The 23,846-nt window shown below is 63.6% G+C and carries 15 protein-coding genes; 4 read left to right on the top strand and 11 right to left on the bottom strand.

All coding sequences use genetic code 11. The features are described 5' to 3' along the window. Positions 1-66: 66 nt before the first annotated feature. The 5 genes from zapE to typA all read right to left on the bottom strand — a co-directional run bounded on the left by zapE (position 67) and on the right by typA (position 9,329). Positions 67-1,164, bottom strand: a complete 1,098-nt coding sequence (zapE, locus tag PQR02_RS13645) for a cell division protein ZapE (RefSeq protein WP_408231135.1) — start codon at positions 1,162-1,164, stop codon at positions 67-69. 89 nt (positions 1,165-1,253) lie between these two features. Then, positions 1,254-2,684 (bottom strand): dihydrolipoyl dehydrogenase, encoded by a 1,431-nt coding sequence (lpdA, locus tag PQR02_RS13640; protein ID WP_408231132.1) that lies wholly within the window; start codon positions 2,682-2,684, stop codon positions 1,254-1,256. A gap of 150 nt (positions 2,685-2,834) precedes the next feature. Further along, positions 2,835-4,109: a 2-oxoglutarate dehydrogenase complex dihydrolipoyllysine-residue succinyltransferase gene (odhB, locus tag PQR02_RS13635; RefSeq protein WP_408231129.1), complete on the bottom strand. Its 1,275-nt coding sequence runs from the start codon at positions 4,107-4,109 to the stop codon at positions 2,835-2,837. A gap of 140 nt (positions 4,110-4,249) precedes the next feature. Further along, entirely contained in the window at positions 4,250-7,111 is a 2,862-nt protein-coding gene (locus PQR02_RS13630) for a 2-oxoglutarate dehydrogenase E1 component (RefSeq protein ID WP_408231126.1), read from the bottom strand. 391 nt (positions 7,112-7,502) lie between these two features. After that, the gene (gene typA, locus PQR02_RS13625; protein ID WP_408231123.1) at positions 7,503-9,329 is read right to left on the bottom strand and encodes a translational GTPase TypA; all 1,827 of its coding nucleotides are present in this window, start codon (positions 9,327-9,329) and stop codon (positions 7,503-7,505) included. A gap of 342 nt (positions 9,330-9,671) precedes the next feature. On the opposite strand from typA, the gene PQR02_RS13620 reads away from it, so the two are divergent. From PQR02_RS13620 to PQR02_RS13605, 4 genes are all read left to right on the top strand, one after another. Then, complete coding sequence (locus PQR02_RS13620; protein ID WP_408231120.1) at positions 9,672-10,190, top strand: MarR family winged helix-turn-helix transcriptional regulator; 519 nt, start codon at positions 9,672-9,674, stop codon at positions 10,188-10,190. A gap of 46 nt (positions 10,191-10,236) precedes the next feature. Beyond that, the gene (locus PQR02_RS13615) at positions 10,237-11,745 is read left to right on the top strand and encodes an efflux transporter outer membrane subunit (protein WP_408231117.1); all 1,509 of its coding nucleotides are present in this window, start codon (positions 10,237-10,239) and stop codon (positions 11,743-11,745) included. Positions 11,746-11,833: 88 nt separating this feature from the next. Then, complete coding sequence (locus PQR02_RS13610) at positions 11,834-13,066, top strand: EmrA/EmrK family multidrug efflux transporter periplasmic adaptor subunit (RefSeq protein ID WP_408231114.1); 1,233 nt, start codon at positions 11,834-11,836, stop codon at positions 13,064-13,066. 36 nt (positions 13,067-13,102) lie between these two features. Further along, positions 13,103-14,665: a DHA2 family efflux MFS transporter permease subunit gene (locus tag PQR02_RS13605; RefSeq protein WP_408231111.1), complete on the top strand. Its 1,563-nt coding sequence runs from the start codon at positions 13,103-13,105 to the stop codon at positions 14,663-14,665. A 155-nt stretch (positions 14,666-14,820) separates the two neighbouring features. Here the strand turns inward: PQR02_RS13605 and truB are convergent, their stop codons facing one another. The 6 genes from truB to rluB all read right to left on the bottom strand — a co-directional run bounded on the left by truB (position 14,821) and on the right by rluB (position 23,795). Beyond that, positions 14,821-15,756, bottom strand: coding sequence for a tRNA pseudouridine(55) synthase TruB (gene truB, locus PQR02_RS13600; protein ID WP_408231108.1), 936 nt, complete (start codon positions 15,754-15,756; stop codon positions 14,821-14,823). A 93-nt stretch (positions 15,757-15,849) separates the two neighbouring features. After that, positions 15,850-16,215 carry a 30S ribosome-binding factor RbfA gene (gene rbfA / locus PQR02_RS13595; RefSeq protein WP_408231106.1) on the bottom strand — a complete coding sequence of 122 codons (366 nt, stop codon included), beginning with the start codon at positions 16,213-16,215 and terminating at the stop codon, positions 15,850-15,852. A 222-nt stretch (positions 16,216-16,437) separates the two neighbouring features. Further along, positions 16,438-19,404, bottom strand: a complete 2,967-nt coding sequence (gene infB / locus PQR02_RS13590) for a translation initiation factor IF-2 (protein WP_408231103.1) — start codon at positions 19,402-19,404, stop codon at positions 16,438-16,440. A gap of 94 nt (positions 19,405-19,498) precedes the next feature. Continuing rightward, entirely contained in the window at positions 19,499-20,974 is a 1,476-nt protein-coding gene (gene nusA / locus PQR02_RS13585) for a transcription termination factor NusA (protein ID WP_408231100.1), read from the bottom strand. Continuing rightward, the gene (gene rimP, locus PQR02_RS13580; RefSeq protein ID WP_007182297.1) at positions 20,971-21,429 is read right to left on the bottom strand and encodes a ribosome maturation factor RimP; all 459 of its coding nucleotides are present in this window, start codon (positions 21,427-21,429) and stop codon (positions 20,971-20,973) included. Before rimP ends, nusA begins: the two co-directional genes overlap by 4 nt. A 506-nt stretch (positions 21,430-21,935) precedes the next feature. Further along, a complete protein-coding gene (gene rluB, locus PQR02_RS13575) occupies positions 21,936-23,795 on the bottom strand; it encodes a 23S rRNA pseudouridine(2605) synthase RluB (protein ID WP_408231097.1) in 1,860 nt (619 codons plus the stop codon). Between the last annotated feature and the right edge of the window lie 51 nt (positions 23,796-23,846).

Below are 23,846 nucleotides of genomic sequence, written 5' to 3'. Positions count from 1 at the left end.
GGTATCACATGGTCCGCCGGCCGGCATCAGCTCGATGAGCGGCCCGAATGCGCGCCGTGAAGCCGCTCAGGTCAGCGACGTGTCGACGATCCGCCGCGGCGTGTCGAGATACTCCTTCGACTGCATCTCGACAATCCGCGATACCGTGCGCGTGAATTCGTTCGCCATCGGGCCGTCCATGTACAGTTGCTCGGGCGGCACCGCGGCGGACATCAGCAGCTTGACCTTGTGGTCATAGAAGACGTCGATCAGCCACGTGAAGCGCCGCGCTTCCGAGGCCATGCGCACCGACATCTGCGGCACGCTGGAGAGAATCACTGCGTGAAAACGGCTTGCCAGTTCCAGATAGTCGTTCTGCGAGCGCGGGCCGCCGCACAGCGTCGCGAAGTCGAACCACACGACGCCGTCCGCGCGGCGTAGCGCCTTCAGCTCGCGCTTCTCGATATGCAGGATCGGGCTCTCGTCGGGGACCGCGGCGAGGCGCGAGAACGCGTCGCGCAAAGCCTTGTCGGCCGCCGCGCCAAGCGGCGTGTGATACACCTCCACCTGAGCGAGCGTGCGCTGCCGGTAGTCGATGCCCGCGTCGACGTTGATCACGTCGAGCTTGTTCTTGATCAGCTCGATGGCCGGCAGCATACGATCGCGATGCAGGCCGTCCGGATACAGCGTGTCCGGATCGTAGTTGGACGTCATCACGAACTGCACGCCGTTCTCGAACAGCTTGTCGAGCAGACGGTACAGGATCATCGCATCCGCAATATCCGACACGTGGAATTCGTCGAAGCAGATCAGGCGATAGCGCTTCGCAATGCGGCGCGCGAGTTCGTCGAGCGGATCGGCCGTGCCCTTCAGTTCTTCCAGTTCGCGATGCACTTCGCGCATGAACTCGTGAAAATGCAGCCGCGTCTTGCGATGCAGCGGCACGATCATGTAGAAGCTGTCCATCAGGAAGCTCTTGCCGCGCCCTACGCCGCCCCACATGTACACGCCGCGCGGCAGGTCGGGACGATTGATCAGCTTCTTGAACGCGTTCGAGCGGCGCGACTTGTATTCGACCCACTCTTCGTAGCACCGCTGCAGCCGGTCGACCGCCGCGCGTTGCGCGGGGTCCGATTGATAACCGCGCGTCTGCAGTTCTTTTTCGTAGTATTCGGTGACGTTCATGGTATTGCTGCAAAAAGAAAGGCGGGGGGAATGAACCCGCCCGCCTTGATGGTGATGCCAGAGTTGTGCTCAGTCAGGCGTGCGCGTGATTACATGTTCAGCGCGCGCTTGTCGACGGCGAGCGCCGCTTCGCGCATGACTTCCGAGAGCGACGGATGCGGATGGCAAATGCGGCCCAGGTCTTCCGACGCCGCCTTGAATTCCATCGCCACCACGGCTTCCGCGATCAGGTCCGATGCGTTTGCCGAGATGATGTGCACACCGAGCAGTTCGTCGGTCTTGGCGTCGGCGATCATCTTGACGAAACCGTCCGCCTTGTTGATGCCGAGCGCGCGGCCGTTCGCCATGAACGGGAACTGGCCCGTCTTGATCTCGCGGCCTTCGGCCTTCAACTGCTGTTCCGTCTGGCCGACCCATGCGATTTCCGGTTCGGTGTAGATCACCCACGGAATGCAGTTGTAGTCGATATGCGGCTTCTGACCGTCGATGATTTCGGCGACCAGCACGCCTTCGTCTTCGGCCTTGTGCGCGAGCATCGGACCCCGCACCACGTCGCCGATCGCGTACACGTTCGGCACCGCCGTCGCGCAATGGTCGTCCACGTCGATGAAGCCGCGCTCATTGGCCTTCAGGCCGATCGCTTCGAGACCGAGGTTGTCGGTGTTCGGCACGCGGCCAATCGACACGATCAGGCGGTCCGCTTCGAGCGTCTTCGCGTTGCCGTCCTTGTCGGTGTAAGCGATCGAGACGCTGTTGTCGGTCGTCGTCACGTCGCCGACCTTCACGCCGACCTGGATGTCGAGGCCTTGCTTCTTGAACTGCTTGGCCGCTTCTTTCGCGAGCGCCTGGTCAGCCGCGCCGAGGAATTCCGGCAGCGCTTCGAGCACGGTCACTTCGGCGCCCAGACGACGCCACACTGAACCGAGTTCCAGACCGATCACGCCGGCGCCGATCACAGCCAGCTTCTTCGGTGCGACGTCGAAGGCCAGTGCGCCTTCGTTGTCGGCGACGATCTTGTTGTCGACCGGAATGCCCGGCAGATGGCGCGCCTTCGAACCCGTGGCGATGATCACGTTCTTCGCCGTGACCACTTCGGTCTCGCCTTCGCCGCTCACTTCGATCTGCACGCCGGCGTCCGTCTTGCCGGTGAACTTGCCGTGGCCCTTGAGCCACGTGATCTTGTTCTTACGGAACAGGAATTCGATACCCTTGGTCATCTTCTCGACGATGCCGTCCTTGCGGGCCATCATCTTCGAGATGTCCACCTTCACGTTGTCCACCGAGATGCCGTGGTCCGCGAGGTGATGCGATGCGTTTTCAAATTCTTCCGACGACGCGAGCAGCGCCTTCGACGGGATGCAGCCCACGTTCAGGCACGTGCCGCCGAGCTTCAACGCACCGGCCGGGTTCTTCCAGTTTTCGATACATGCGACGGTCTTGCCGAGCTGCGCTGCACGGATAGCGGCGATATAACCGCCAGGGCCTGCGCCGATCACGACGACGTCAAATTCTTTGGACATGACAATCCTTTTGAAGGCGGAACGGCGCGTGACCATGCTTCGCGGTGTGCGCCGATCCTTTACTGCGGAATGCTAAAGACGTGCTGCTTAGGTGGCGCCGGCTTGCCTGATATCAACCAGGCGAGCAAGCCGGCGACGCCGGGATGGCGATTACAGGTCGAGCAGCAGGCGAGCCGGGTCTTCCAGCGCATCTTTCATCGCGACCAGCGACAGCACCGCTTCGCGGCCGTCGATGATACGGTGGTCGTAGGACAGCGCCAGGTAGTTCATCGGGCGGATCACGATCTGGCCGTTTTCGACCACAGCGCGTTCCTTGGTGGCGTGCACGCCCAGGATTGCGGATTGCGGCGGGTTGATGATCGGGGTCGACAGCATCGAACCGAACACACCACCGTTCGAGATCGAGAACGTGCCGCCGGTCATTTCTTCGATCGACAGCTTGCCGTCCTTGGCCTTCTGGCCGAATTCGGCAATCTTCTTCTCGATTTCGGCGAGGCTCAGCTGATCCGCATTGCGCAGGATCGGCACCACCAGACCGCGCGGCGAACCCACAGCGATACCGATGTCGAAGTAGCCGTGATAGACGATGTCGTTACCGTCGATCGACGCGTTCACCAGCGGGAACTTCTTCAGCGCGTGAACCGCCGCCTTCACGAAGAACGACATGAAGCCGAGCTTCACGCCATGTTCCTTCTCGAACTTGTCCTTGTACTTGTTGCGCAGGTCCATCACCGGCGCCATGTTCACTTCGTTGAACGTGGTCAGGATGGCGTTGGTTTGCTGCGACTCGAGCAGACGCTCGGCGATACGCGCGCGCAGACGCGACATCGGCACGCGTTGTTCCGGACGGTCCCTCAGCCACTGGTCGGCTGAAGCCGGCGCCTTGACGTCCGGCAGCGATGGCTTCGCAGCCTTCGGTGCGGCAGCCGGTGCCGGTGCGGCCTTGGCAGCCGGCGCGCCAGCGGTCAGCACGTCGCCCTTGGTGATGCGGCCGTCGCGGCCGGTGCCGGCGACGTCGCCCGACGCCAGACCCTTCTCCGCCATCAGCTTGCCGGCAGCCGGCGAAGCAGCGGTGTTCGCGCCCGTCGCAGCAGCGGCCTGAGCGGCCGGAGCCGCTGCCGGAGCAGCCGTGGCAGCCGGGGCCGGCTTCACTTCTGCTTCAACGGCGGCGGCGCTTGCGGTGCCTTCGGTGTCGATCTTCGCGATCACCTGGTCGGCGACGACGGTGTCACCGTCGTTCGCGATGACCTGAACCAGCACGCCGGCCGAGGGTGCCGGCACTTCGAGAACGACCTTGTCGGTCTCGACTTCGATGAGAATTTCGTCGACAGCAACGGCCTCGCCGGGCTTCTTCTTCCACTGCAGCATCGTGGCTTCCGAGACCGACTCGGACAGCTGGGGAACCTTGACTTCAACAATAGCCATTATGAATATCCTGAATACGTATCGGGTGACGGCGCGGTGAACGACGACCGCCTGCGAACCATGACCGCGGATGGACCTTTATCGGACCACCGGACGCGGCACGGGAAAGCGCACTGCGCCTTCCCGGTTCGTCTGTTCTGTTATTTAGCGATCGACGCGCTCTTGAGGCGGCCGAAAGCGCCTTCGACCAGCGCCTTCTGCTGCTCGTAGTGCTTCGCGTAGTAGCCGACTGCCGGCGAGGCCGAAGCCGGACGGCCGCTGTATGCCAGCTTCTGTCCTTCCTTCATGCCTTCCTTCAGGTGGTGCTCGATGTAGAACCACGGGCCCTGATTCTGCGGCTCGTCCTGCACCCAGACCACTTCGGTCGCGTTGTCGTACTTCTTCATTTCCGCTTCGAACTGCTTGTGCGCGAACGGATAGAGCTGTTCGATACGGATGATCGCGACGTCGTTCGCCTTGGCTTCGCGGCGATGCGCCACCAGGTCGTAGTACACGCGGCCCGAGCAGGCCACCACGCGCTTGACCTTCTTCGCGTCGATCGCTTCGTCCACTTCGCCGATGATCGGCTGGAACGCGCCCTTCGCGAGTTCCGACAGATCCGACACGGCTTCCTTGTGACGCAGCAGCGACTTCGGCGTAGCGACGATCAGCGGCTTGCGGAACAGGCGGATCATCTGGCGGCGCAGCAGGTGGAAAATCTGCGCCGGCGTGGTCGGCTGAACGACCTGCATGTTGTGGTCCGCGCACAGTTGCAGGAAACGCTCGATACGCGCCGACGAGTGCTCCGGACCCTGGCCTTCGTAACCGTGCGGCAGCAGCATCGTCAGGCCCGAGACGCGGCCCCACTTCACTTCGCCCGACGAGATGAACTGGTCGATCACGACTTGCGCGCCGTTCACGAAGTCGCCGAACTGCGCTTCCCATGCGACGAACGTATTCGGTTCAGCGGTCGAGTAACCGTATTCGAAGCCCAGCACTGCTTCTTCCGACAGCACCGAGTCGATCACCGTGAACTTCGCCTGACCTTCGGCGATGTTCTGCAGCGGCACGTAAGTGCCGTCGTTCCAGCGCTCGCGGTTCTGATCGTGCAGCACCGCGTGACGGTGCGTGAACGTGCCGCGGCCCGAGTCCTGACCGGTCAGGCGCACCGCATAGCCGGACGCGACCAGCGACGCAAATGCCAGGTGTTCGCCCATGCCCCAGTCGAGCTTCGCTTCGCCACGGCCCATCGCGCGACGGTCGTTGATGACGCGCTCGACCAGCGGGTGAACCTTGAAGTTTTCCGGGATCGTGGTGATGCGCTCGGCGAGGCGCTTCAGTTCCGCGAGCGGCACGGCCGTGTCGGCTGCGTCGGTCCACTTGCGGTTCAGGAACGGCACCCAGTCCACCGCGTACTTGCTCTTGTAGTTCGAGAGCACCGGATCGACCGTGTGATGGCCTTCGTCCATTGCCTTGCGGTAGGCCTTGACGTATTCGTCCGCGTCGTCGGCCTTGATCACGCCCTGTTGCACCAGCTTTTCAGCGTACAGCGCGCGCGTGCCCGGGTGCTTCGCAATCGTCTTGTACATCAGCGGCTGCGTGACGGCCGGCGTGTCCTGCTCGTTGTGGCCCAGCTTGCGGAAGCAGACGATGTCGACGACGACGTCCTTGTGGAACTGCATCCGGAAGTCGATCGCCAGCTGCGTTGCCAGAACGACCGCTTCAGGATCGTCGCCGTTCACGTGCAGCACCGGCGCTTCGATCATCTTGACGACGTCCGAGCAGTACAACGTGGAGCGCGAGTCGCGCGGATCCGACGTCGTGAAGCCGATCTGGTTGTTGATGACGATGTGCAGCGTGCCGTGCGTGCCGTAACCGCGCGTTTGCGCGAGGTTCAGCGTTTCCATCACGACGCCCTGGCCCGCGAAAGCCGCGTCGCCGTGGATCTGCACCGGCAGCACTTGCAGGCCGCTGTCGTCGCCGCGACGGTCCATACGGGCCTTCGCCGAACCTTCGACTACCGGGTTGACGATTTCGAGGTGTGACGGGTTGAACGCGAGCGACAGGTGAACCGGCCCACCTTCCGTCGAGACGTCCGACGAGAAACCCTTGTGGTACTTCACGTCGCCGGCCGGCAGATCGTCGACGTGCTTGCCTTCGAATTCGGCGAACAGGTCAGCCGGCATCTTGCCGAGCGTATTGACCAGCACGTTCAGACGGCCGCGGTGAGCCATGCCGATGACGATTTCCTGAACGCCGCGGGCGCCGCCGTGACGCACGACTTCGTCCATCGACGCGATGAAGCTTTCGCCGCCTTCGAGCGAGAAGCGCTTCTGGCCGACGTACTTGGTGTGCAGGAAACGCTCGAGGCCTTCAGCGGCCGTCAGGCGGTTCAGGATGTGCTTCTTCTTTTCTTTGGTGAAGTTGGGCGTCGAGCGGATCGACTCGAGACGCTCCTTCCACCAACGCTTCTGTTCCGGATCGCTGATGTACATGTACTCGGCGCCGATCGTGCCGCAATACGTGTCGCGCAATGCCTTCACGATCTCGCGCAGCGTGGCCTTCTCGAAGCCGAAATACAGATTCGTGGCGCTGAACTCCTGGTCCATGTCGGCTTCGGTGAAGTCGTAGAACGCGGGTTCGAGTTCGGGAATGGCGGGACGTTCGCGACGCTTCAGAGGATCGAGATTGGCCCATTGCGAGCCGAGGAAACGATATGCGCCGATGAGGGACTGGACATAAACCTGCTTGCGGGCCGTAGCGAGATCTTCGCCGCCGGCAGGCGTGCGCGGGATGAAGGCGTTAGCCTTGGCCCGTTGTGCAAACGATTCGACGATCGGGCCATGGGCCACGTCGTTGGCATTGCTGCCGTCCGATGCAGGAACGTTTTGCAATGCGTCGAAATAGCTGCGCCAGTTCTCGGGCACTGACGCCGGATTATCGAGATACGCTTCGTACATTTCTTCTACGTACGGAGCATTGCCGCCGAACAGATAAGAGTTCGACTGGAATTGCTTCATCATTTTTACGCTCACCTTTCTTCGAGTTTCTCGAGAAATAGCGGGTTACAGAACCTTCCGCGACACGGCCTGACCGTTTAGCGGATTGCGCGAATCAAGTCTTGCTTGGAAGGACCTAAAACTTTGCACCCGGGGAGCATAGCACAGAACGAATAGTCCAGATAGCAGGCGAATTGCCGCTCGAGCCCGTCGCGACGGGCTTTTGCCGCTCTTTCAGGACTCGCAACACACTTCTGTGAAAAACGTGAACGAACGACTGACGAACCACGGGCAATGGCGCGCCACGTTCCCAGGCCCAGAAACGGCAGAAGCCACCCGAAGGTGGCTTCTGCGTGGCGTCTGTGTGCAACGTACTACCGCAGATCGCCGCGAACTACCTCAGGCCGAGGCCCGCTTAGTCCACCGCGCCCTTGCGGCTTGCGCTACGGCGCTCGTGTTCCTTCAGGTAGCGCTTGCGCAGACGGATCGACTGCGGCGTGACTTCGACCAGCTCGTCGTCGTCGATGAACTCGACCGCGTATTCCAGCGACATCTGAATCGGCGGCACGAGGCGCACTGCTTCGTCGGTACCCGACGAACGCACGTTGGTCAGCTGCTTGCCCTTGATCGGGTTCACGACCAGGTCGTTGTCGCGACTGTGGATGCCGATGATCATGCCTTCGTACAGCGGCTCACCCGGCGACACGAACATGCGGCCGCGATCCTGCAGCTTCCACAATGCGTACGCAACCGCCGCGCCGTCGTCCTGCGAAATCAGCACGCCGTTGCGGCGCTCGCCGACCGCGCCTTCCTTGACCGGCTGGTACGAGTCGAACGTGTGGCTCATCAGACCCGTGCCGCGCGTGAGCGTCAGGAATTCCGACTGGAAGCCGATCAGGCCACGCGCGGAAATGCGGTACTCGAGACGCGTACGGCCACGGCCGTCCGATGCCATGTCGAGCATTTCGCCCTTGCGGCGGCCCAGCTCTTCCATCACGCCGCCCTGGTGGCCGTCTTCCATGTCGACTGTCAGGTTTTCGTACGGCTCGTGCTTCACGCCGTCGACTTCCGTCATCACCACGCGCGGACGCGACACGGCCAGCTCGTAGCCTTCGCGGCGCATGTTTTCCACGAGAATGGTCAGGTGCAGCTCGCCACGGCCCGCCACTTCGAACGTCGTTTCGTCGCCGGTTTCCTTCACGCGCAGCGCGACGTTGTGGTTCAGTTCCTTCATCAGGCGGTCGCGAATCTGACGACTCGTGACGAACTTGCCTTCGCGGCCGGCCAGCGGCGACGAATTGACGAGGAAGTTCATCGTCAGCGTGGGTTCGTCGACGGTGATCATCGGCAGCGCGTCCGGCTGTTCCGGTGCGCAAATGGTCACGCCGATGCCGATTTCCTCGATACCGTTGATCAGCACGATGTCGCCGGCTTCAGCCGAGTCGACCTGCACGCGCTCGAGGCCCTTGAACGACAGCACCTGGTTGATCTTGCGATTCAGGATCGCGCCGTCCGGGCCCGAACGCACGGCGACAGCCATGCCCGGCTTGATACGGCCGCGCGTGATGCGGCCCACGCCGATACGGCCGACGTACGACGAGTAGTCCAGCGAAGTGATCTGCAACTGCAGCGGCGCATCCGGATCGGCCGGGCGCACCGGCACGTGCTGGAGCACGGCTTCGAACAACGGGCGCATGTCGCCTTCGCGCACGTCCGGGCTCAGGCCGGCATAGCCGTTCAGGCCCGACGCGTAGACGATCGGGAAGTCGAGCTGTTCGTCGGTCGCGCCCAGCTTGTCGAACAAGTCGAACGTCTGGTTGATCACCCAGTCGATGCGCGCGCCCGGACGGTCCACCTTGTTGATCACGACGATCGGCTTCAGGCCGAGCGCCAGCGCCTTCTTGGTGACGAAGCGCGTTTGCGGCATCGGGCCTTCAACGGCGTCGACCAGCAGCAGCACCGAGTCGACCATCGACAGCACGCGCTCCACTTCGCCGCCGAAGTCGGCGTGGCCCGGGGTGTCGACGATGTTGATGTGAGTGCCTTCGTACTCGACCGCGCAGTTCTTCGAAAGGATCGTGATGCCGCGCTCCTTTTCGATGTCGTTCGAGTCCATCACGCGCTCGGCGATCTGCTGGTTGTCACGGAACGTGGCGGTCTGGCGGAGGAGCTGGTCGACGAGCGTAGTCTTGCCGTGGTCGACGTGGGCAATGATGGCGATGTTGCGTAGGGCGCGAGTCATAGGAAACCTGGAGACAGTTGGAGTGCGCCGCTTGCTTACCGCTTGCTTATGCCGGTTACGTTACTGCTACCAACCACGACAAGCCCAAAGCGCACTTTTGGGAACCCAATATTGTAGCACGCCACGATGAAGCTTTCTGGGTATTCCCTGATAGACCAGGCGCCGCCGCTGCCGCAACGCCCTTCTCGCAGGCCGAATCCGCCCGCGCAGGCTACGGAAAATCGCGCCCTATTATTTGTCCAAAGCGGAAAGACCCTTGCCTAAGCTGTAATAACGCTTGCCGCGTCAATCAACCGCGCCCTATAATCCTGCCTAGTCAACCATTGCATTCGCACGAAAGCCATGCCGGAGCCGTCCCCTACCCCAACGTCGGATCCTCGCGAATATCAGTTAGGTGAAAGCGTCGGCTACCTGATCTCGCGAGTGAGATCCACCCTCTCGAATCTGGTCACGCAGCGGAGCATGGCCGAACTCGGCATCACCAGCCAGCAAGGCAGCATCCTGTTCATGGTGGCGAGCGGAAAGTGCCTGCTGGCCGCCGAACTGGCCCGTGAATACGGGATCGACGCGAGCGCGGTCACGCGGTTGATCGACCGGCTCGAAAAGCGCGGCCTGCTGACCCGGGTGCGCAGCAATGAAGACCGGCGCGTCGTGCGCCTCGCGCTGACCCCGGAAGGCGAGGCGATCGCGGCCAGGATGCCGGCGATTTTCAACGGCGTGCTGGACAGCCTGCTGGGCGGTTTCACCCCCGAGGAAGTAGGCTTCCTGAAGAGCATGCTGCGCCGCGTACTCGTCAATGCCGGCGAACAAACGGGCCTTACCCGTGATGCAGCTAGCAATCTTGATAGCAAATCCCAATAAATTGCTTGCAGCGTCCATCATTACATTCCTCTGAAAGAGTCGAGCGATGAAATCCCTTTTTCTGTCCGCTCCCGCGCTTCCGAGCCGGGCCGCCGTCGCCGCCGCGGTGACGGCGCTCGCCATCACGGGGTGCGCGAACTACATCGGCGTGAAGAGCGATAAGCAGATGTCGTCGCCGACGCAGTACGAATCCACGCAGAGTCTGCCCGGCGAAGGCGGCCAATGGCCGTCGCTCGACTGGGCCAACCAGTTCGGCGACCCGCAACTGCCCAAGCTGATCGCCGAAGCGCTCGACGGCAGCCCGTCGATCGCGCAGGCGCAGGCGCGTCTGGCGAAGGCATCGTCGTATATCGAGTCTTCGCGCTCGGCGCTGTTCCCCAAGGTCAACGCCAGCTATTCGTGGACTCGCGAGATATTTTCCGAGAATTCGATCTACCCGCCTCCGTTTGGCGGCACCTGGTATAGCGAGAACAACGTGCTCGCGAGCGCCTCGTGGGATCTCGACCTGTGGGGCAAGAACCGCCAGCGCCTCGGCCAGGCCGTGTCGCAGGAAAGAGCTGCGCAAGCCGACATGCAACAGGCGCGCGTGACGCTCGCCGCGTCCGTGGCGAGCACCTACAACCAGCTCGCGCAGCTGTACGCGTTCCGTGAAATCGCCGAGCACGAAATCGCCAACCGCCAGGACGTCGGCCGCATCACCGACAGCCGCGTAACGGCCGGCCTCGACACCAACGTCGAGAGGCAAACCGCGGCCGGCAACATCGCGACCAGCCAGTCAAACCTGACCGACCTCGACGGCCAGATCACCGTCGTGCGCTACCAGTTGGGCGCGCTGCTCGGCAAGGGTCCGGATCGTGGCCTGCAAATCGCCCAACCGACGCTGACCGGCGGCGACACGGTGGCGCTGCCGAACAATATTCCGGCCGACCTCGTCGCGCGGCGCGCGGACATCGTCGCGGCGCGCTGGCAGGTCGAAGCAGCGATGCACGACGTGAAGGAAGCGAAAGCGGAGTTCTTCCCGGACGTCAACCTCGCAGCCGGCTTCGGTTTCGACGCATTTGGCTGGGGCCGTTTCCTCACCGCGTCGAGCCGTCAGATCCAGTTCGGCCCGGCGATCCACCTGCCGATCTTCGACGCCGGCGCACTGCGCTCGCAGTTGAAGGGCCGCTATGCCGACTTCGACCTGGACGTGGCGAACTACAACCAGACGCTGATCAACGCACTCCAGGACGTCTCGACGCAAGTGGCGTCGATCCGTTCGATCGACCGGCAAGAGGGCGACGCACAACGCGCGCTCGACGCGTCGAGCAAGGCATATCAGCTGGCGGTGATCCGCTATAAGGCCGGCCTGTCGCCGCAGTTGCAGGTGCTAACCGCCGACGATAACCGCCTCGCCGCCGAACAGACGGTGACGAGCCTGAAGATGCGCCGCCGCAATCTGCAGATCGGCCTCATCAAGGCGCTCGGCGGCGGTTTCGACGCCACGCAGACCGGCCTCGTGGTGCCGACCGATGCCCCGGCATCGTCCACCGCCGCGACTGCCGCTGCGAACTGAGCGCGCGCAGCGCACCCTGATCCCTGATCGAACACTCGCACGAACACCCGAATAAACGACGACGTTCAAGAGAATCCGGAGCACATCAATGAGCACCCCCCAGCAGCCCGCGGCTAACCCACAGCCGTCGCAACCGGCGAACAGCGGCAAACGCAAGCGCATGATGACGCTGCTCGTCATCGTGATCCTGCTCGCGGCTGTCGCCTACGGCCTGTACTACTTCCTCGTCGCGCGCTTCCATGAAGACACCGACGACGCCTACGTGAGCGGCAACGTCGTGCAGATCACGCCGCAGGTCACAGGCACCGTGATCGCGGTGAACGCGGACGACACGCAAGTCGTCAAGGCGGGCGATCCGCTCGTCGTGCTCGATCCGGCCGACGCGCGCGTCGCGCTGGAACAGGCTGAGGCGAATCTCGCGCAAACGGTGCGCCAGGTGCGCGGCCTGTTCGCCGACGACAACCAGTACCAGGCGCAAGTCGAACTGCGTCAGTCCGATCTGTCGCGCGCTCAGGACGACCTGAAGCGCCGTCTGACGGTCGCGCAAACCGGCGCGGTGTCGCAGGAAGAGATCTCGCACGCCCGCGACGCAGTGAAGAGCGCGCAAGCCGCGGTCGACGCCGCCAAGCAGCAACTGGCGTCGAACCGCGCGCTGACCGCCAACACCACGATCGCGAACCATCCGAACGTGCAGGCCGCCGCCGCGAAGGTCCGCGACGCGTACCTGAACCACGCGCGTAACGTGCTGCCGGCGCCCGTGACCGGCTATGTCGCCAAGCGCTCGGTGCAGGTCGGCCAGCGCGTGTCGCCGGGCACCCCGTTGATGGCGATCGTGCCGCTTCACAACGTGTGGGTCGACGCCAATTTCAAGGAAGTACAACTCAAGCACATGCGGATCGGCCAGCCGGTGGACCTGACGGCCGATGTGTACGGTTCGTCGGTGCCGTATCACGGCAAGGTGGTCGGCTTCTCGGCAGGCACGGGTTCGGCGTTCTCGCTGTTGCCCGCGCAAAACGCGACCGGCAACTGGATCAAGGTGGTGCAGCGTCTGCCGGTGCGTATCGCGCTCGACCCGCAGGAACTCGACAAACACCCGCTGCGCATCGGCCTGTCGATGCAAGCCGATGTGAACATCAAGGACGATACGGGCGGCCAGCTCGGCCAGGCGCCGAACACGGCCTATCAGACCAACGTCTTCGACAAATACGGCGACGAAGCCGACGCGGAAATCGCTCGTATCATCGCGGAAAACGCTGGCCCGAACGGCGGCTCGCAGAAGTCGACGCAAGCCGGCCCGGCCAAGGCCGCCGCGAAGAGCTGATACGAGCCGAACGACGATTCATAGAAGGCTTCTTTAATGGCTCAGGCTCAGGCGCAAGTCCCTCATCCGCCGCTCGAGGGCGCGCAGCTGGTGATCGGCACCATCGCGGTGTCGCTCGCCGTGTTCATGAACGTTCTCGACACGTCGATCGCGAACGTGTCGATCCCGTCGATTTCCGGCGACCTCGGCGTGTCGGCCGACCAGGGCACGTGGGTGATCACCTCGTTCGCGGTCGCGAACGCGATCTCCGTGCCGCTGACCGGCTGGCTCACCGACCGCGTCGGACAGGTGCGCCTGTTCATGGCGTCGATCGTTCTGTTCGTGATCTCGTCATGGATGTGCGGCCTCGCGCCGACGCTGCCGTTTCTGCTGGCTTCGCGCGTGCTGCAAGGCGCGGTGGCCGGCCCGATGATCCCGCTCTCGCAAACGCTGCTGCTCGCCAGTTATCCCCGTGCGAAGGCGCCGATGGCGTTATCGATGTGGGCGATGACCACACTGATCGCACCCGTGGCCGGTCCGATTCTGGGTGGCTGGATTTCGGACAACATCTCGTGGCCGTGGATCTTCTACGTCAACATCCCGGTCGGCGCGATCGCCGCCGTGGCGACGTGGATGATCTTCCGCAATCGCGATTCGGTGATCAGAAAAGCGCCGATCGACGGCGTCGGCCTCGGCCTGCTGATCGTCTGGGTCGGCTCGCTGCAGGTGATGCTCGACAAGGGCAAGGATCTCGACTGGTTCTCGTCGACGACCGTCGTCGTGCTGGCGCTGGTCGCGGTGATCGCGCTCGCGTTCTTCATCGTGTGGGAATTGACGGCCGAGCATCCGGTGGTGGACCTGTCGTTGTTTAGCCGGCGCAATTTCACGGGCGGCACCATCGCGCTGTCGGTGGGCTACGGACTCTATTTCGGCAATCTCGTGTTGTTGCCGTTGTGGCTGCAAACCGATATCGGCTACACCGCGACCGAAGCCGGTCTGGTGATGGCACCGGTCGGCCTGTTCGCCGTGCTGCTGTCGCCGATCACGGGCAAGATTTTGCCGCGCACCGATCCGCGCTATATCGCGACGCTGTCGTTCCTCGTGTTCGCGCTGTGTTTCTGGATGCGCTCGCGTTATACGACCGGCGTCGACACGTATTCGCTACTGATGCCTACCCTGATTCAGGGGATCGGCATGGCCGGGTTCTTCATCCCGCTCGTATCGATCACGCTGTCGGGGTTGCCGGGCAACCGGATTCCCGCGGCGTCGGGCTTGTCGAATTTCGTGCGGATCATGTGCGGCGGCATCGGCACCTCGGTCTTCCAGACCGCGTGGGATCACCGTACGATCATGCATCACGCGCAACTGGCGGAGCAGGCCAATGCGTACAACCCGGTGTTCGAGCAGTCGATTCGCCAGATGGGCGCGGCGGGGTTCAGTCAGCCGCAGGCATACGGTCTGTTCAATACGATGGCCACGCAGCAAGCCGCGCAGTTGGGCGTGAACGATCTGTTCTTCGTGTCCGCCGGCATTTTCGTCGCGCTGATCGCGCTGATCTGGATTACACGGCCGGAACGCGCCGGTGGCGATGCGGGTGCGGCGGCTGCGGCCGCGCATTGAGGCACCGCTTCAGTCCAACGAACCGGGCGATATGAAAAAAGGCGGGACCGCTCGATAGCGGTCCCGCCTTTTTTTCGTCGGAGTGTCGAGGCTAAGGGCGCGTTGGCGAATGCATCGCCGCGCTCGCGCCTTTGCCTGAGATCGGTGCGAGCGATCTAACTCGCCGTCGTCACCACCAGCCGCTCGGGCGCGAGCACGCCCTCGCCTTGCTTCGCGACACCCAGCAGGCGGCCTTGCCCGGCATACACCCTGACGCGCGGCGCAGTCACTGCGTCGCCGGCAATGTCCAGTTCCGAGAGCTTCAGACGCTGGCCGTGCAGGAAGCGGCGCGTCTGTTCTTCGTTCAACCGCACGAGCGGGAACGTCGACAGCAACGCGTCCACCGGTTGCAACCACGCATCACGCTGGCTCTCGTTGGCGTCGGACAGCGCGTCGAGCGTCACCGAATTCGCCAGCGTCAACGCGCCGACGCCGGTGCGCCGCAACGCGATCAGATGCGCGCCGCACCCCAGCGCTTCGCCGATATCCTCGGCCAGCGTGCGCACATACGTGCCCTTGCTGCACGTCACGCGAAACGTCACGTCGGGCAGCGCGCAGGCCAGCAAATCAAGCGCGTGAATCGTCACCTGACGCCCTTCCCGCTCGACCGTCTGGCCCGCGCGCGCGTATTCGTACAATGGCTTGCCGTCGCGCTTGAGCGCCGAATACATCGGCGGAACCTGAACGATATCGCCAAGGAACTGCGGCAAAGTGGCCTGCACGGCCGCCTCATCGCACGTCACGTCGCGCGTGGCGAGCGCTTCGCCTTCGGCGTCGCCGGTGGTCGTGCGAATACCGAGGCGCATGGTGGCCTCGTAGGTCTTGTCGGCTTCGAGCAGGTCTTGCGAAAACTTCGTGGCTTCGCCGAAACACAGCGGCAACAGGCCGGTCGCCAGTGGATCGAGGGTGCCGGTGTGGCCCGCCTTCTTTGCCAGATAGAGACGCTTTGCGCGAATCAGCGCGTCGTTGCTCGACAGGCCGAGCGGCTTGTCGAGTAGCAGCACGCCGTCGAGCGCGCGACGCGGCACGCGGGGGCGTTGAGGTGCGGTCATGTCAGAAAGGCGAGAGACGTCAATGAATACGGGAAACAGCACGGGACGCAGCGCAATTCGGCATCGCGGCAAACGCCTCGGCTCACGGCGCGCTCAATCTTCTTTCGCGCGATTGGCGTTCGCCTCGTCGATCAGACGCGACATTTCGACAGCCCGCTCGATCGTTTTGTCGTAATGGAAATGCAGCGTCGGCACCGTATGGATATGCAGCCGCTTGAACAACTGATTGTGCAGATGGCCGGCTGCGTGCGTGAGTGCGTCGAGCGTGTGCTGCGGGTCGCCGGTCAGCGTCGTGAAATAGACTTTCGCGTGCGCGTAGTCCGGCGTCAGCTCGACGCTTTGAATCGTGACGATGCCGATGCGCGGGTCTTTGACCTCGCGCAGCAACTCGGACAGATCGCGCTGGATCTGATCGGCGATTTGCACGTTGCGATTGGGAGAAGAACGTTTCTTAGGCATGGTGTTGTGTGATCCGTGGTGACGGATGCAAAAAATTGTTCGCGGCCGTGCATCGTCATGGGGGCGGCCGGCAAGCGACGCGGTCGATCGGAACCTGACCGCCGACCTGCTCCGGGCGCCGAATCGCGGGCACCAGACAGTGGGCACGAACCGGTTGGCCCAAAAACAACGGGCGGAGCGGGCGTTGAAGCCCGCTCCGCCCGTTGAGCCTTGCCGCGTGACTTACAGCGAACGCGCGACTTCGGTAACTTCGAAGACTTCGAACTGATCGCCTTCGACGATATCGTTGAAGTTCTTGATCGACATACCGCACTCGAAGCCCTGACGGACTTCCTTCACGTCGTCCTTGAAGCGCTTGAGCGAATCGAGCTCGCCCGTGAAGATGACGACATTGTTGCGCAGCACGCGCACCGACGACGAGCGCTTGACGAAGCCGTCCGTGACCATACAGCCGGCCACCGCGCCGATCTTCGGCACCTTGAAGACCTGACGCACTTCGACCGTACCCGTCACGACTTCGCGTTTCTCCGGCGCCAGCATGCCCGACATCGCGGCCTTCACGTCATCCACTGCGTCGTAGATGATGTTGTAGTAGCGGATATCGACGCCGTTGGCTTCCGCCAGCTTGCGAGCCTGCGCATCCGCACGGGTGTTGAAGCCGATGATGACCGCCTTCGAAGCCGTAGCCAGGTTGACGTCGGATTCGCTGATGCCGCCCACGGCGCCGTGCACGATCTGCACGCGCACTTCGTCGGTCGACAGCTTGAGCAGCGACTGCACCAAAGCTTCCTGCGAACCTTGCACGTCGGCCTTGACGATGAGCGGCATGTACTGCACTTCGCCTTCGCCCATCTGTTCCAGCATGTTCTCGAGTTTCGCGGCCTGTTGCTTGGCCAGCTTGACGTCGCGGAACTTGCCCTGACGGAACAGCGCGACTTCACGCGCCTTACGGTCGTCCGGCATGACGATGACTTCTTCACCGGCTTGCGGGACTTCCGACAGACCCTGGATTTCGACCGGGATCGACGGACCGGCGGACTTGGTCGGCTTGCCGGTTTCGTCGAGCATGGCTCGCACGCGACCGTATGCGCTGCCTGCCAGCACCACATCGCCGCGGTTCAGCGTGCCCGACTGGACCAGGATCGTTGCGACCGGACCCTTACCCTTGTCGAGCTTCGCTTCGATGACGAGACCCTTGGCCGGTGCGTCGACCGGTGCCTTCAGTTCCAGCACTTCGGCTTGCAGCAACACGTTTTCGAGCAGGTCGTCGATACCCGCGCCGGTCTTGGCCGACACCGACACGAACGGCGAATCGCCACCGTATTCTTCCGGCACGACGCCTTCCGCGACGAGTTCCTGCTTCACGCGCTCCGGATTCGCATCCGGCTTGTCGATCTTGTTGATCGCGACGACGAGCGGCACGCCGCCTGCCTTCGCATGGGCGATCGCTTCTTTCGTCTGCGGCATCACGCCGTCGTCGGCGGCGACCACCAGAATCACGATGTCGGTTGCCTTCGCACCGCGGGCACGCATCGCCGTAAAGGCTTCGTGACCCGGCGTGTCGAGGAACGTGATCACGCCACGCGGCGTTTCGACGTGGTAAGCGCCGATGTGCTGCGTAATGCCACCCGCTTCGCCCGCTGCCACCTTCGCGCGGCGGATGTAGTCGAGCAGCGAGGTCTTGCCGTGGTCGACGTGACCCATGACCGTGACGACCGGCGGACGCGGCAGTGCTTCCGCATCCGACACTTCGCCTTCGACCAGCATGGCTTCCGGATCGTCCAGCTTGGCCGCAACCGCGTGATGGCCCAGCTCCTCGACGATGATCATCGCCGTTTCCTGGTCCAGCATCTGGTTGATCGTGACCATCTGGCCGAGCTTCATCATCGACTTGATCACTTCCGAAGCCTTCACCGCCATCTTGTGCGCCAGATCGGCGACGGTGATGGTTTCCGGCACGTGCACTTCGCGCACGATCGGTTCGGTCGGCGCCTGGAACGTGGTGCTTTGATCCTGATGCTTGCCGCGACCCTTGGGGCCACCGCGCCAGCCACGATCGACACCGCCGCTCGTATCGCCGCGCGTCTTGATGCCGCGGCGCTTCGCTGCGTCGTCCTGCCAGCCGCCCTTGCCGCCGCCAGGCTTCTTCTTGTCGCCGGCGGACGGCGTGGTGGTAGCGGCCGGAGCCGCAGCAGCCGGCTTGCGGGCTGCCGCCGGACGCGCCGCTGCTTCACCAGCCGGACGTGCCGGCTTGTGCAGGGTGCCCTTGGCTTCCGCGGCCTTGGCCGGCTCGGCGGGCTTCGGTGCCGGTTCCGGCGCCTTCACCTGCGCCTTGCGCGGCGTACTCATCATTTCGCGAATGGCGCGCGCTTCGGCTTCCGCCGCCGCACGGCGCTTGGCGATTTCTTCCTGCTCGGCACGCGCTTTCTCGGCAGCCTGACGCGCTGCGTCTTCTGCCTTCTTCGCGGCTTCGCGTTGCGCAGCACGTTCAGCCGCTGCGCGCTCGTCGTCCTGCTCGCTTTCCTTGGCGACCACCGGCTCCGCTGCCCTGGCAGGCGCCGGTTCGGCCTTCGCGGCCACCGGCTGTGCAGCTTGCGCCGTCTGCGGGACCTTCTCGCGGGCTGCCGCCTCGGCCGCAGCCGCTGCGCGCTTTTTCGCGGCTTCTTCTTCCGCGCGACGGCGCTCGGCTTCAGCAGCCTGCTCACGCGCCTGACGCTCGGCTTCTTCGCGTTCGAGTTGTTCCTGGCGCGCCTTCAGCTCCTGAGCCTGCTTCTCGAGCAGTTCGGCTTCGTGGCGTGCTTCCTCTTCACGGCGCTGCAACTCGAGGTCGTCGACCTCGGCGCCTTCAGCCGCATGATTCGATGCATCCCCGCCTTCAGCGGCGGTTTCGTCGCGGCGGACGAAAGTGCGCTTCTTGCGCACCTCGACCTGAATGGTGCGAGCTTTGCCCGTCGCATCGGATTGCTTGATTTCCGATGTATGCCGGCGCGTCAGCGTGATCTTGCGCTTGTCGGCATCGTTCGAGCCATGCGACTTGCGCAAGTGGTCGAGCAGACGCGCCTTGTCCGCCTCGGACAGGTTATCGTCTTCGCTCGCTTTCTGGACGCCCGCCGCCTGCAGCTGCTCGAGCAGCACGCCTGCAGGCATTTTCAGTTCCGCGGCAAATTGGGCTACGTTGTTACTCGCCATTCATTCCTCTTAATGCAAGGACCTATTCCTTGCGGTTAGCATCGGGTCATGCGGCCTGACGGCCGCGTTCAATTTAGTGCGCCATGGTCATTTCTCACTGGAACCAGTGTTCACGTGCTTTCATGATCAACGCCTTAGCGGCATCCTCTTCCATTCCGGTCATCTCGACCAGTTCATCCACGGCCAGCTCGGCGAGTTCGTCGCGCGTCTGGACCTGGTGTTCGGCCAGCTTGGCGAGCAGGTCGGCGTCCATGCCGTCCAGGCTCTTCAGGTCGAGCGCTACATTTTCGACCTTTTCTTCATTCGCGATCGCCAACGTCAACAGCGCGTCGCGCGAGCGATTACGCAGTTCGTGAACGGTGTCTTCGTCGAATGCTTCGATTTCGAGCATTTCGTTGAGCGGCACATAAGCGATCTCTTCGAGGCTCGTGAAGCCTTCGTCGATCAGGATGTCGGCAACTTCTTCGTCGACATCGAGACGCGCCATGAACAGGTCACGCAGTACACCGCGCTCCTGATTCTGCTTCTGCGCAGATTCGTCCGGCGTCATGATGTTGATCTGCCAGCCGGTGAGTTCGCTGGCAAGACGCACGTTCTGGCCGCTGCGGCCGATCGCGACCGCCAGTTCGTTTTCGTCTACGACGACGTCCATCGAGTGCTTTTCTTCATCGACGACGATCGACTGGACGGCTGCCGGCGCGAGCGCGCCGATCACGAACTGTGCGGGATCTTCCGACCATAGCACGATGTCGACGTTTTCGCCACCAAGCTCGTTACGCACCGCCTGCACGCGCGAACCGCGAATGCCGACGCAGGTGCCGATCGGATCGATGCGCTTGTCGTACGCGACCACGCCGATCTTCGCGCGCACGCCCGGGTCGCGGGCAGCCGCCTTGATTTCCAGCAGGCCCTGTTCGATTTCCGGCACTTCCATTTCGAACAGCTTCATCAGGAATTCGGGCGCCGTGCGCGACAGCTCGATCTGCGGACCGCGCGCGGTGCGATCGACCTTCGCGATGTAGGCGCGCACGCGGTCACCCACGCGCAGGTTTTCCTTCGGAATCAGCTGATCGCGGCGCAGCAGCGCTTCGACACGCCCGGTTTCGACGATGAAGTTGCCCTTGTCGAGACGCTTCACCGAGCCGGTCATGATGTGCTCGCCGCGCTCGAGGAAGTCGTTCAGGATCTGCTCGCGCTCGGCGTCGCGCACCTTCTGCAGGATCACCTGTTTGGCGGCCTGCGCGCCGATACGGCCGAATTCGATCGACGGCACCGGTTCTTCGATGTACTCGTCGAGCTGGATTTCGGGCTTCTGTTCGCGTGCTTCGAACAGCAGTATTTCCTGATCCGGCTCCTGCAGGCCGGCTTCGTCCGGCACCACTTTCCAGCGGCGAAACGTTTCGTGCTCGCCGCTTTCACGGTCGATATGGACGCGGATGTCCGCGTCTTCTTCGAAGAGTTTCTTGGAGGCCGAAGCGAGAGCCGCCTCGAGCGCGGCAAATACCACGTCTTTGTCGACATTCTTCTCGCGTGCCAGCGCATCCACCAGCATCAACACTTCGCGACTCATTGTTTGCGGCTCCTAAAGTCAACTTTCGGAACGAGGCGTGCTTTGTCCATGTCCGCGAGCGTGAAATCGAGCATCGCGGCGCCTTCCTTCCCTTCAAATTCCAGACCGATCGTTTCGCCTTGCGGAGCATGCAGGATGCCCCGGTACGATTTCCGTCCGTCCAATGGCTTTTTCAATGTGATTACCACTTCGCTGCCTGCGAAGCGTTCGAAATCCGCCAGTTTTTTCAGCGGGCGGTCGAGACCCGGCGACGACACTTCAAGCCGTTCGTAATCGATATTTTCGACCGTCAGAACGTGCTGGAGCTGACGCGTGACTTTCTCGCAGTCTTCGATCGCAATGCCGGCCGGCTGGTCGATATAGATACACAACATGCCGCGCCCGGTGCGCTCGAGATCGACGAGCTCGTAGCCGAGTCCCACGACCGTGGTTTCAATCAGTTCCGTCAGTTGCACAGTGCCCTCTTAGATGTTCGCGCAGCGAGCCTGCCGCCTGTTTTGCAAACAACCAATGCGGGCCGCGCGCCAAGCCGGCGCACGTTAGTGCGAACCCGAGATGCCGAACCACGATGAACTGAGCGGCAAAAAAAAATGGGCTAAACGCCCATCATCTTATTACCTGTGGTCGCACCTGAGCCGCACGTGAAAAGCCGCACGCCCAGCGACTTCGCGATTGTAGCCATTTTTCGGGACAAACGCAAACCGCAGAACGCCGTGGGAAGCGCATTTCCGCTTGATTTCATGGGAATCTTTCGACGATGCGCAAACGTTGCGGGCCGTTTGCAAGGCGGCTTGCGCGGCCGGACAAGTAGGGGCGAACTAGCCCTGCCCCATTTTTCGCATACACCGCGGGTTCATGCTTTGCTTGAGACTCGCGGCGAGCGGCGATCGAATCGGACGGCGACCGCAAAATCGTTAAAAAACGATTCACGACCGCCGTCAGGCGACGCAAAGCCCGCGGCTTAACGGCCGCGCGAACGGCCGCGCGGCGCGCCACCGCCACGATTGGCGCCGCCCGGGTTGGCATTGCCGCCACCCGCGCGATTGGCGTTGCCGCCGCGGTTGCCGCCGGGGCCGCGATTGCCGCCCGAATTTGCACCACTGCCACCTGCACGCTTGCCGCCGCCGGTGCGATTGCCGCCAGGCGACGGCGCGCGATTGCCGTCGACCTCACGGCCGCCCCGCGGACCACCCGTGCCTCCGCCCAGCGCGCTGCCGAAACCACCGGCACTGCGGCCCGCGCCACGGTTGCCGTAGCCGCCGCCGAAACCGGCACCCGCGCCGCCGCCCGAGGCACCGCCGCCCGCCGCGCCGCGCCGGCCCTGGCCGCGCGGCTGCTGTTCGAACCGGCTATGCGACATCAACACGGGTTCCCGTCCGATGAAGCCCATCGAGGTTTGCATCGGGTCCGGCTGCTTGCGCTCCGGCGCCGAGCTGCGGCCACCGCGCTCCTCCGCCGGCGCCTTCAGGCCGACCGACGCCATCAGCGCACGCACCTGATTGTCCTCGAGTTCTTCCCAACGGCCGCGTTTCAGGCCCTTGGGCAGCAAGATGGGGCCGTGACGCGTACGGATCAGGCGGCTGACCATCAGGCCGGCCGCTTCGAACATACGACGCACTTCGCGGTTACGCCCTTCGGCAAGCGCGACGTGATACCAGTGATTCGTGCCTTCGCCACCGCCGTCGCGGATGCGCAAGAAGTTCGCCGGACCGTCGTCCAGTTCGACGCCGTTCAGCAGCTTTTGACGCATGCCTTCGGCGAGTTCGCCGACCACGCGCACCGCATATTCACGCTCGACGCTGTAACGCGGGTGCATGAAGCGGTTTGCCAGGTCGCCCGACGTGGTCAGCATCAGCAGACCTTCGGTATTGAAATCGAGACGGCCGACCGCGAGCCATTTGGCGGTTTTCATCGGCGGCAGGTTATCGAACACCGACGGGCGGCCTTCCGGATCCGCATGGCTCACGATTTCGCCGGTCGGTTTGTGATACAGCAGTACGCGCGGCGGCTTGTTGGCCAGCTTGCGCTTGACCGGCTTGCCATTGATACGAACCTGGTCGGTCGGCATGATGCGCTGGCCGATGTGAGCCGGCTCGCCGTTCACCGAAACCCGTCCGGCGACGATCAACTCTTCCATGTCGCGGCGCGAACCCATGCCCGCTTCGGCCAGCACCTTGTGCAGCTTCGGCGCGTCGTCGTCCGCCGCGAGCACGCGCTTGGGCGCGGCCGGTTTGCCTCGCCGCAGCATCGGCGCGCGCACGCCGCCGGTGGCACTGTTGTCCGCGTCGAATGCGGGTGAAGTCACGTACGAGAACAGATCGTCCTGGCCCGCTTCGGGAGCTGCCGCCGCTTCGCCGCCATGGCGATTCTGGCGCTGACCGCCTTCACGCGGCTGGCGCTCGCGCTGACCTTCACGCTGGCCTTCGCGCGGCGCGCCGTCGCGTTGACCACCCTCGCGCTTCGCGCCGCCCGCCTGGGCGTTGCGGCGCGAGCCCTGACCCTTGGCACCCGCGTCCTTGCGCGGCATGCGCACTTGCGCGACCACCTCGCCGTCCGGCGGCGCCTCGGTGACGACCGGCGCGCCTTGCGCCGACGCCCCTTCGGCGCCCTTCGCCTTCGCCCCGGCGCGGCGCCGCGCTATCAGGCTGCGCGGTCCGCGACGCAGGCCGCGGCGCGGACGGTCTTCGCCCTCTGCTTCCGCGCTCTGTGCCGGGCGCTCGCCTTCGCCTGCCGACGCTGGCGTGGTGCGCGCTTCGTCGGCCCGCGCCGACGGCACGGCGCGCTCGGATTCGGACGAATCGGTGTCGTGGGTATGTGTCAAAACAACCTCAAAATGTCAGGTCGCGCACGCCCGTTGCGGGCGCGGCAAAAA

Origin of the sequence: Paraburkholderia sediminicola (assembly GCF_046026895.1) — a bacterium.
In the GTDB taxonomy this organism is placed as follows: domain Bacteria; phylum Pseudomonadota; class Gammaproteobacteria; order Burkholderiales; family Burkholderiaceae; genus Paraburkholderia; species Paraburkholderia sediminicola_C.
The sequence above is the reverse complement of the archived record's forward strand: the minus strand, read 5'-3'. Positions and strand labels throughout refer to the sequence as shown.

Excerpts from the sequence above, each read along its gene's own strand:
- zapE (WP_408231135.1), bottom strand. The coding sequence starts at position 1,164 with ATGAACGTCACCGAATACTACGAAAAAGAACTGCAGACGCGCGGTTAT.
- lpdA (WP_408231132.1), bottom strand. The coding sequence starts at position 2,684 with ATGTCCAAAGAATTTGACGTCGTCGTGATCGGCGCAGGCCCTGGCGGT.
- odhB (WP_408231129.1), bottom strand. The coding sequence starts at position 4,109 with ATGGCTATTGTTGAAGTCAAGGTTCCCCAGCTGTCCGAGTCGGTCTCG.
- PQR02_RS13630 (WP_408231126.1), bottom strand. The coding sequence starts at position 7,111 with ATGATGAAGCAATTCCAGTCGAACTCTTATCTGTTCGGCGGCAATGCT.
- typA (WP_408231123.1), bottom strand. The coding sequence starts at position 9,329 with ATGACTCGCGCCCTACGCAACATCGCCATCATTGCCCACGTCGACCAC.
- PQR02_RS13620 (WP_408231120.1), top strand. The coding sequence starts at position 9,672 with ATGCCGGAGCCGTCCCCTACCCCAACGTCGGATCCTCGCGAATATCAG.
- PQR02_RS13615 (WP_408231117.1), top strand. The coding sequence starts at position 10,237 with ATGAAATCCCTTTTTCTGTCCGCTCCCGCGCTTCCGAGCCGGGCCGCC.
- PQR02_RS13610 (WP_408231114.1), top strand. The coding sequence starts at position 11,834 with ATGAGCACCCCCCAGCAGCCCGCGGCTAACCCACAGCCGTCGCAACCG.
- PQR02_RS13605 (WP_408231111.1), top strand. The coding sequence starts at position 13,103 with ATGGCTCAGGCTCAGGCGCAAGTCCCTCATCCGCCGCTCGAGGGCGCG.
- truB (WP_408231108.1), bottom strand. The coding sequence starts at position 15,756 with ATGACCGCACCTCAACGCCCCCGCGTGCCGCGTCGCGCGCTCGACGGC.
- rbfA (WP_408231106.1), bottom strand. The coding sequence starts at position 16,215 with ATGCCTAAGAAACGTTCTTCTCCCAATCGCAACGTGCAAATCGCCGAT.
- infB (WP_408231103.1), bottom strand. The coding sequence starts at position 19,404 with ATGGCGAGTAACAACGTAGCCCAATTTGCCGCGGAACTGAAAATGCCT.
- nusA (WP_408231100.1), bottom strand. The coding sequence starts at position 20,974 with ATGAGTCGCGAAGTGTTGATGCTGGTGGATGCGCTGGCACGCGAGAAG.